Annotated in this window: 2 protein-coding genes; both read right to left on the bottom strand. The window is 55.6% G+C overall.

Annotated elements, in window-relative coordinates:
* Nucleotides 1-231 (bottom strand): restriction endonuclease (locus AC1DRJ_RS24510; protein ID WP_477804435.1); only part of this gene is annotated, 231 nt, incomplete at its 3' end.
* 205 nt (nt 232-436) lie between these two features.
* The coding region (locus AC1DRJ_RS24505) for a DNA gyrase subunit B (RefSeq protein WP_477804434.1) at nt 437-2,432 on the bottom strand (1,996 nt) is incomplete at its 5' end.

Genomic DNA, 2,432 nt, shown 5'->3' with positions numbered 1-2,432 from the left:
GTATTCACCCGTACCCTGAGTTTTTGCTACTAGGTCGATACCGGTATCACGACCGTCTAGCCCTTGTTCCTTTGCCCAGCTGGAATACGCCCACACCTGCTCGTACAGATCGCGGTAAGTCGCCTCATTGCGCAGGTAGGTGCAGATCAGCTCTTCGAAGTAGGTGCCTTTTTCACGCTCAGAAGCTGAAGCGGAGCGATAGGTTTCGAGCAGGCTGGAGAGGGCGGACATGAGAAATTCCTTTTGATTACTGCTAGCGCACATCTCGGGCGCTAAATTTTTCTAGTCTATCAATAGGTGTCTCTTTGAGCAGCCAAAAGAAAACCCCAGGAGATACGAGATCTACTGGGGTTTGTCTTTGTCTCTGGCCACTAACATTGGCCGAACCACTTAACTTTGGTCGAAAGGGCAAATAACTTTGCCCACCTACACTGGATCAGAAGTCCAGGTTAGAAACCGCCAGGGCGTTGCTTTCGATGAAGTCACGGCGAGGTTCGACCGCATCACCCATCAGGGTGTTGAAGATCTGGTCTGCGCCAATGGCGTCTTCGATGGTCACTTTGAGCATCCGGCGCTGTGCTGGGTCCATGGTGGTTTCCCACAGCTGATCCGGGTTCATTTCACCAAGACCTTTGTATCGCTGKATAGTGTGACGCTTGGTGCTTTCAGCCATCAGCCATTCAAGGGCTTCCTTGAACTCAGTGACCGGCTTCTTGCGTTCGCCACGCTGGATATAAGCGCCGTCGTCGAGCAGGGTGCTCAATTGAGCGCCCAGGGAAACGACCGTCTTATAGTCGTTGCTGCCGAAGAAGTCGCGGTTGAAGGTGACGTAGTTCGACAGGCCGTGGGAGATCAGTTCGACCTCTGGCAGCCAGACGTTACGTTCACGGTCTTCACGCAGGCTGGCTTTGTACACCAGGCCAGATTTCTCGACGGTGCGCAGGCGAACTTCGTATTGAGCCAGCCAATCTTGCATCGCTGCATGATCGGACAGTTGATCCATGCTCACCGCTGGCAGGTAGATGAAGTGCTCTGTCAGCTCCTGCGGGTACAGACGCGACAGACGCTTGAGGGTCTTCATCACCAGACGGAAGTCATTCACCAGACGCTCGAGGGCAGGTCCGGAAATACCCGGAGCGTCCTCGTTCAGATGCAGGCTCGCATCTTCAAGGGCCGACTGCGTCATGTACTCTTCCATGGCGTCGTCGTCTTTGATGTATTGCTCTTGCTTGCCTTTCTTGACCTTGTACAGCGGCGGCTGGGCGATGTAGATATAGCCGCGCTCGATCAGCTCCGGCAGCTGACGGAAGAAGAAGGTCAGCAGCAGGGTACGGATGTGCGAACCGTCGACGTCAGCATCGGTCATGATGATGATGTTGTGGTACCGCAGCTTGGCGATGTTGTACTCGTCGCGGCCAATGCCACAGCCCAGCGCGGTGATCAAGGTGCCCACTTCTTGCGAAGAGATCATCTTGTCGAAGCGCGCCTTCTCGACGTTCAGGATCTTGCCCTTGAGCGGCAGGATGGCCTGGGTGCGGCGGTTGCGTCCCTGCTTGGCGGAGCCGCCAGCAGAGTCACCTTCCACCAGGTACAGTTCGGACAGGGCAGGGTCTTTTTCCTGGCAGTCAGCCAGTTTGCCCGGCAGGCCCGCAATATCCAGCGCGCCTTTGCGACGGGTCATCTCACGGGCTTTGCGCGCAGCTTCACGCGCACGTGCCGCATCGATCATCTTGCCGACGACCAGCTTGGCTTCGTTCGGGTTTTCCAGSAGGAAGTCGGAGAAGTACTTGCCCATYTCCTGYTCGACYGCRGTCTTCACTTCGGAAGASACCAGCTTGTCTTTGGTCTGSGAGCTGAACTTCGGATCCGGYACTTTYACCGAAATGATCGCGGTCAGGCCTTCACGGGCATCGTCACCGGTGGTCGCGACCTTGTGCTTCTTCGCCAGACCTTCAGCTTCGATGTAGGTGTTCAGGTTACGCGTCAGTGCGGAACGGAAACCCACCAGGTGAGTACCGCCGTCGCGCTGAGGAATGTTGTTGGTAAAGCACAACAGGTTCTCGTTGAAGCTGTCGTTCCACTGCAGGGCGATTTCTACGCCGATGCCGTCTTCACGCTGAATGTTGAAGTGGAACACCTGGTTGACCGCAGTCTTGTTGGTGTTCAGGTATTCAACAAACGCACGCAGGCCACCTTCGTACTTGAACAGCTCTTCCTTGCCGCTGCGCTCATCCTTGAGGACGATGCCGACACCGGAGTTGAGGAAGGACAGTTCACGAATCCGCTTGGCCAGGATGTCCCAGCTGAAGTGGATATTCTTGAAGGTTTCAGCCGATGGCTTGAAGTGAATCTGGGTACCCGTAGTTTCGCTCTCGCCAACGATCTTCATCGGCTCTTGCGGAACACCGTGGATATAAGTCTGTTCCCAGATC

Source organism: Pseudomonas sp. P5_B2, from assembly GCF_056400445.1.
Note: the sequence above shows the minus strand (reverse complement) of the source record. Positions and strands in the feature narration are given on the sequence as shown.